At 67.3% G+C, this 5967-nt stretch carries 8 protein-coding genes; 3 read left to right on the forward strand and 5 right to left on the reverse strand.

Annotated elements, in window-relative coordinates; all coding sequences use genetic code 11:
• From RMO97_RS16850 to thiE, 4 genes are all read right to left on the reverse strand, one after another.
• On the reverse strand, positions 1-194 hold a 194-nt coding region (locus RMO97_RS16850; RefSeq protein ID WP_310542179.1), incomplete at its 3' end, for a glycerophosphodiester phosphodiesterase family protein.
• 34 nt (positions 195-228) lie between these two features.
• On the reverse strand, positions 229-1023 hold the full coding sequence (locus RMO97_RS16855) for an inositol monophosphatase family protein (protein WP_310542180.1): 795 nt from the start codon (positions 1021-1023) through the stop codon (positions 229-231).
• Entirely contained in the window at positions 1023-1592 is a 570-nt protein-coding gene (gene efp, locus RMO97_RS16860; protein WP_310542181.1) for an elongation factor P, read from the reverse strand. The genes RMO97_RS16855 and efp overlap by 1 nt, the downstream gene beginning before the upstream one ends.
• A 66-nt stretch (positions 1593-1658) precedes the next feature.
• Entirely contained in the window at positions 1659-2306 is a 648-nt protein-coding gene (gene thiE, locus RMO97_RS16865; protein WP_310542182.1) for a thiamine phosphate synthase, read from the reverse strand.
• A gap of 172 nt (positions 2307-2478) precedes the next feature.
• Between thiE and RMO97_RS16870 the strand changes: the two genes are divergently transcribed.
• The 3 genes from RMO97_RS16870 (at position 2479) to RMO97_RS16880 (ending at position 4991) form a co-directional block, all read left to right on the forward strand.
• Entirely contained in the window at positions 2479-2664 is a 186-nt protein-coding gene (locus tag RMO97_RS16870) for a (2Fe-2S)-binding protein (RefSeq protein ID WP_310542183.1), read from the forward strand.
• A 112-nt stretch (positions 2665-2776) separates the two neighbouring features.
• On the forward strand, positions 2777-3268 hold the full coding sequence (gene bfr / locus RMO97_RS16875) for a bacterioferritin (protein WP_310542184.1): 492 nt from the start codon (positions 2777-2779) through the stop codon (positions 3266-3268).
• An 82-nt stretch (positions 3269-3350) separates the two neighbouring features.
• Positions 3351-4991, forward strand: coding sequence for an MFS transporter (locus tag RMO97_RS16880; RefSeq protein WP_310542185.1), 1641 nt, complete (start codon positions 3351-3353; stop codon positions 4989-4991).
• Between the two features lie 21 nt (positions 4992-5012).
• Here RMO97_RS16880 and RMO97_RS16885 read toward each other — a convergent pair.
• The coding region (locus tag RMO97_RS16885; protein ID WP_310542186.1) for an ATP-binding cassette domain-containing protein at positions 5013-5967 on the reverse strand (955 nt) is incomplete at its 5' end.

The following is a 5967-nucleotide window of genomic DNA, read 5'->3' on the forward strand; positions in this document are numbered from 1 at the left end:
AGCACCAGGTCCGGCTCGATGAAGTCGGCCCCCTGGTCCACCGCCAGACGATAGGCCGCGGGCGTGTGTTCGGGCCGCTCGCCGCTGGCGCCGCGATGGGCGATGACGATGGGCCGCCGGGGCGTGGCGGCCATCAGGGGCGTGGCGGCGAGCGCGGCGGCGGCCGTGGCGAAGGTCCGGCGGGTCAGGGTCATGGCTCCGATCTAGCCGGCGCCTGTGACGGTTGCGTCAAGCCGCCGCGGCGAGCCGCTGCCGGATCAGCGGATGCAGTTCCAGGTTGGCGGCGCAGACGCTGCCGGCGGTCAGCATGTCATCGCCGCCCTCGACGGTCGTCACCTTGCCGCCGGCTTCGCTCACCAGCAGCAGGCCCGCCGCCAGGTCCCAGGCCTTCAGGTCCCGCTCCCAGTAGCCGTCGAAGCGGCCCGCCGCCACGAAGGCCAGGTCCAGGGCCGCGGCCCCGAAGCGGCGGACGCCGGCGACGCGCTGGCTGACCTGGTGCAACTCCTTCAGGAAGGTGGCGTGCTGGCCGTGCCCCAGGAAGGGGATGCCGGTGGCCAGGACGCTCTCGGCCAGGTGCTGGCGGGCGGCGACCCTCAAGCGCTTGTCGTTGACGAAGCAGCCCTTGCCCTTCTCGGCCCAGAACAGCTCGTTGGTGACGGGGTTGTAGGTCACCGCCGCCACGATCGCGCCCTCGCGCTGCAGGGCGATGTTGATGGCGAAGTGGGGGATGGCGTGCAGGAAGTTGGTGGTGCCGTCCAGGGGGTCGACGATCCAGGTGTGGGTCTTGTCGGTGCCCTCGATCAGACCACGTTCCTCGCCGAGGAAGCTGTAGCCGGGACGGGCCTTCGACAGCATCTCGAAGATGGTCTGTTCGGCCTTGAGGTCGGCGGCGGAGACGAAATCGGCGGCGCCCTTCTTGGAGACCTGAAGCTCCAACAGTTCGCCGAAGTCGCGGTTGAGGCCGCGGGCCGCCTTGCGTGCGGCGTCGGACATGACCTTGAGAAGAGCGGTTTGGGTGGACATCAGTCGGCCCTGCGCAGGTATTCGCCGGTCTCGGTGGAGACCAGGACGCGTTCGCCGGCCTCCATATAGGGCGGGATCAGGATGCGCATGCCGTTGTCCGCCTTGGCCGGCTTGTAGGAGGACGACGCCGTCTGGTTCTTCACCACGGCGTCGGCCTCGACGATGACGAGCACCACCTGCTCGGGCAGGGCGATGCTGATGGGGCGTTCCTCGAACAACTGCAGCTTGACCACCATGCCGTCCTGCAGGAAGCGGATCTGATCCTCGCCGACGAAGTCCTTGGCCAGCTCGATCTGCTCGTAGTTCTCCTGGTCCATGAAGACCAGCATGTCGCCCTGTTCGTAGAGGAAGGAGTACTCCTTCTGGTCGAGGTGGATCTGCTCGACCGTGTCGGAGGTCCGGAAGCGTTCGTTCAGCTTGCGGCCGTCCTCGATGTTCTTCAGCTCGCATTGGGCGAAGGCGCCGCCCTTGCCGGGCTTCACGTGCACGACCTTCACGGCCACCCACAATCCCCCGTCATGCTGCAGGATGTTTCCCGGCTTGATCGAGACGGCGTTGATTTTGGACATGGGGTTCTTTGCGAAATTTGAGGCGCGGAACCTAGTGGGACCGGGGCTTCAAGGCAAGGTGAGGCCTCAGGCGCGCTCCGCCAGACCCAGGGCGATCTCTGCATCTATGGCCTTCACGGCGGCGGCGGGACCCTCAGGGTGAGCCCAGACTCCCGCCGAGACCGCCAGGAAGTCGGCGCCGGCGGCGGCTAGGCCCCGCGCGGTCTCCGCCGTGATCCCGCCGATGGCGACGCAGGGGGTCTCCATCACCTCCTGCCAGATGGACAGGATCTCCGGCTCGGCGCGGGTGGCTGCGTCCTTGGTGGTGGTGGGGAAGAAGGCGCCGAAGGCCACATAGTCGGCCCCGGCCTCGGCGGCCTCCATGGCCAGGTGGCGGCTGTCGTGGCAGGTGACCCCGATCATGGCGTTCGGCCCCATGACCTTGCGGGCCTGGGCGAGCGGCATGTCGTCCTGGCCCACATGCACCCCGTCGCACTTCAACCTGGCGGCCAGCGCCGGATCGTCATTGAGGATCACCGCGGCGCCGCGCGACTGGATGATAGGGGAAAGCGCGTCCACGGCGGCTGCGATGATCTCCTCCGACTGGTCCTTCAGCCGAATCTGCACGGCGGCCACGTCGCCGGCGTCCATCGCGGCGGCCAGGGAACGGCCGAAGACGGCCAGGTCGTCGATGCGGGGCGGGGTGATCAGATAGAGGCGGCAGGACGGGGTCATGGCCCGCTTTTAACCTATCCGTGGCTGGAGACTAATAGCTCGGCAGGACCGTCACCACCGCGGTGCTGGCCGCCGCGATCCCCGCGAACCAAGCGCCGCTGATCATTTGCAAATGAGTTGCAACGGCGTTCGCATTTGCTACATAGGAGTCATTGGTCGGAGGGAAGTCCCCTTGTACGTCTGTAACTGCAACGGCATCCGCGAGCGCGATGTGCGCGCCGCGATCGAGGGCGGCGCCCAGCGCCCGGCCGAAATCTTCCGCGCCTGCGGATCCAAGCCCCAGTGCGCCCGCTGCGTCTGCGACATGAAGAAGATGGTCGAGGAGCAGGGCGAAGCCCTGCGTTACGCGGCCGAATAGGCCCTCTTCAGCCCTGCGATTGCGAGGCTGACTCACTTGCAAACATAGGCTTTGACAGCCTCCGCTGAGGGCGTGAGGTTGCGCGCCTTAACGGCGAAGGACGGAGGCTCACATGCAGGGCGACAAGGCGATCATCCAGGTGCTCAACGCGGTCCTGACCAATGAGCTGACGGCGGTGAACCAGTACTTCCTGCATGCGCGGATGTACCAGAACTGGGGTCTGGCGAAGCTGGGAGCCATCACCTACGAAGAATCGATCGGCGAGATGAAGCACGCCGACAAGCTGATCAAGCGCATCCTCTTCCTCGACGGCCTTCCCAATCTGCAGGATCTGCACAAGCTGAGAATCGGTGAGACCGTGCCGGAATGCATGACCTCCGATCTCGCCGTCGAGGTCGGCGGCCGGGCCGACCAGATTCGCGGCATCAAGCTGTGCGAGGAGGCTGCCGACTACGTCACCCGCCAGATCCTGCGCGAGATCCTCACCGACACTGAGGAGCACATCGACTTCCTCGAGACCCAGCTCAGCCTGGTGCGCCAGCTTGGCGAGCAGAACTACCTGCAGAGCGCCATGGGCGAACTCTCGGGCGGCGAGGGCCACTAACCGCCGACGCTGGGCCGCCGAGCAGGATCGACTCGCCGGCGATTGGAGCTAGGCTCGCCCCACAAGGCTCCGGGGGGACGGCATGGCTCAGGAAAAGACGCGCGGCGGCAACGGCATGGTGATCGCCGGGGCCTCGGTGGGCACCGTCTTCGAGTGGTACGACTTCTACCTCTACGGCTCCCTGGCCGGCTTCATCACCCTGCACTTCTTCTCGGGGGTGAACGAGACCACAGGCTACATCTTCGCCCTGCTGGCCTTCGCCGCGGGTTTCGCGGTCCGACCCTTCGGCGCCCTGGTGTTTGGCCGCCTGGGCGACCTCTGGGGCCGCAAGAACACCTTCCTGGTCACCATGCTGCTGATGGGGCTGTCGACCTTCGCCGTCGGCCTGCTGCCCGGCTATGATCGGATCGGCGTCGCCGCGCCGGTGCTGCTGATCATCATGCGCCTGATCCAGGGCCTGGCGCTGGGCGGTGAGTATGGCGGCGCGGCCACCTATGTCGCTGAGCACGCGCCGCCCGGAAAACGCGGCCTGTACACCAGCTGGATCCAGACCACCGCGACCCTTGGCCTCTTCCTCAGCCTGGTGGTCATCCTGCTGGTGCGCACCCTGTTGGGCGAGGAGGTCTTCAAGGCCTGGGCCTGGCGCATTCCCTTCCTGGTCTCAGCGCTGCTGCTGGGGGTCTCCCTGTGGATCCGACTGAAGCTCAATGAGAGCCCGGTCTTCCAGAAGATGATCGACGAGGGGACCACCTCGAAGAAGCCGCTGACCGAATCCTTTGGCCAGTGGAGTAACCTGAAGCTGGTCCTCCTGGCCCTGGCGGGCCTCACCGCCGGCCAGGCGGTGGTCTGGTACACCGGCCAGTTCTACGCCCTGTTCTTCCTGGAGAAGATGCTCAAGCTGGACGGCGCCCTGGCCAACACCCTTGTGGCCTTCGCCCTGATCCTGGGGGTGCCTTTCTTCGTGGTGTTCGGCTGGCTGTCGGACAGGATCGGCCGCAAGCCGATCATCATGCTGGGCTGCCTGCTGGCGGCGCTGACCTACTTCCCGATCTTCAAGGCGCTCACCGCCGCGGCCAATCCAGCATTGGCCGCCGCCACCGCCAGCCATCCGGTGACGGTGATCGCCGATCCCGCCGACTGCGCCTTCCAGTTCGACCCCGTCGGCAAGACCGCCTTCACCTCCTCCTGCGACGTGGCCAAGGGCGCTCTGGCGACGGCGGGCGTCTCCTATACGAACCAGGTCGCCCCCGCCGGGACGCTGGCCGTGGTGAGGGTCGGCGAGGTCGAAGTCCCGAGCCTGGACGGCGCCAGCCTGCCCAAGGCGGAGTTCGCCGCCGCCAAGACCGCCTGGACCAAGACCCTGGCCGCCGAGCTTTCCAGCGCCGGCTATCCAGCCAAGGCGGACTCGGCCCTCGTGAACAAGCCCGCGGTCGTGGGCCTGCTGTTCCTGCTGATGTTCTATGTGACGATGGTCTATGGGCCGATCGCCGCGGCCCTGGTGGAGATGTTCCCGGCGCGCATCCGCTACACCTCCATGTCCCTGCCCTACCATATCGGCAACGGCTGGTTCGGCGGCTTCCTGCCCACCACCGCCTTCGCCATGGTCGCGGCCACGGGCAATATCTATTACGGCCTCTGGTATCCCATCGTCATCGCCGCGGTGACCGTGGTGGTGGGCGTCTTCTTCGTGAAGGAGATGCGCGGGGCCAATATCGACGACTGAGGATAGGGCGGGGCGCGGAAACTAGGCCGCCGCGTCTCCGAACTGCAGGGAGGCCAGGCGCGCATAGAGGCCGCTCTTGGTGATCAGCTCGTGGTGGGAGCCCTGTTCGACCACACGGCCCTTATCCATGACGATGATGCGGTCGGCTTTCAGCACGGTGGCCAGGCGGTGGGCGATCACCAGGGTGGTGTGCCCCACCATGGCCTCCTCCAGGGCCTTCTGGACCAGGCGCTCGTTCTCGGCGTCCAAGGCGCTGGTGGCCTCGTCCAGCAAGAGGATCGGGGTTTCGCGGATCAGGGCCCGGGCGATGGCCAGGCGCTGGCGTTGACCGCCAGACAGGCTGCGGGCGCGTTCCCCCAGCGGGGTGTCGAATCCCTGCGGCAGGGCGTCGAGAAAGTCGTCCGCCTGGGCGGCGCGGGCGGCGGCGCGCACGGCTTCGAGGTCGGCGTTGGCCTTGCCGAAGCGGATGTTGTCCAGGGCCGAGCCGGAGAACAGCGGCGAGTCCTGGGCCACCAAGGCCATGCGGGCGCGAACCTCGGCCGGATCGGCGTCGCGGACGTCGACGCCATCCACCTTCACCGTGCCGAACTGGGGATCATAGAAGCGCAGCAGAAGGCGGAAGACCGTGCTCTTGCCTGCGCCGGAGGGACCCACCAGGGCCACCCGCTCGCCGGGCGCCACCCGCAGGTCGAAGCTCTGCAGGGCCGGCAGGTCGGCGCGGCCGGGATAGGCGAAGGTGATGTTGGAGAACTCGATCTCGCCCCGGGCCGGCGCCGGCAGATGCCGGGGCACGGCGGGCGCCGCGATGCCGGGCTTGGCGGCCAGTAGGTCAGAGACCCGCTCCATGGCGCCGGCGGCCTTCTGGACCTCGCCCCAGGTCTCGCCTAGCGCCCCTACCGAAGCGGCGGCCATGACCGACAGGAACGCAAACTGGAATAATGCGCCCCAGCTGATCTCGCCGCGCAGGCCCGCATGC

Source organism: Phenylobacterium sp., assembly GCF_031425575.1.
Classification (GTDB): Bacteria; Pseudomonadota; Alphaproteobacteria; order Caulobacterales; family Caulobacteraceae; genus Phenylobacterium.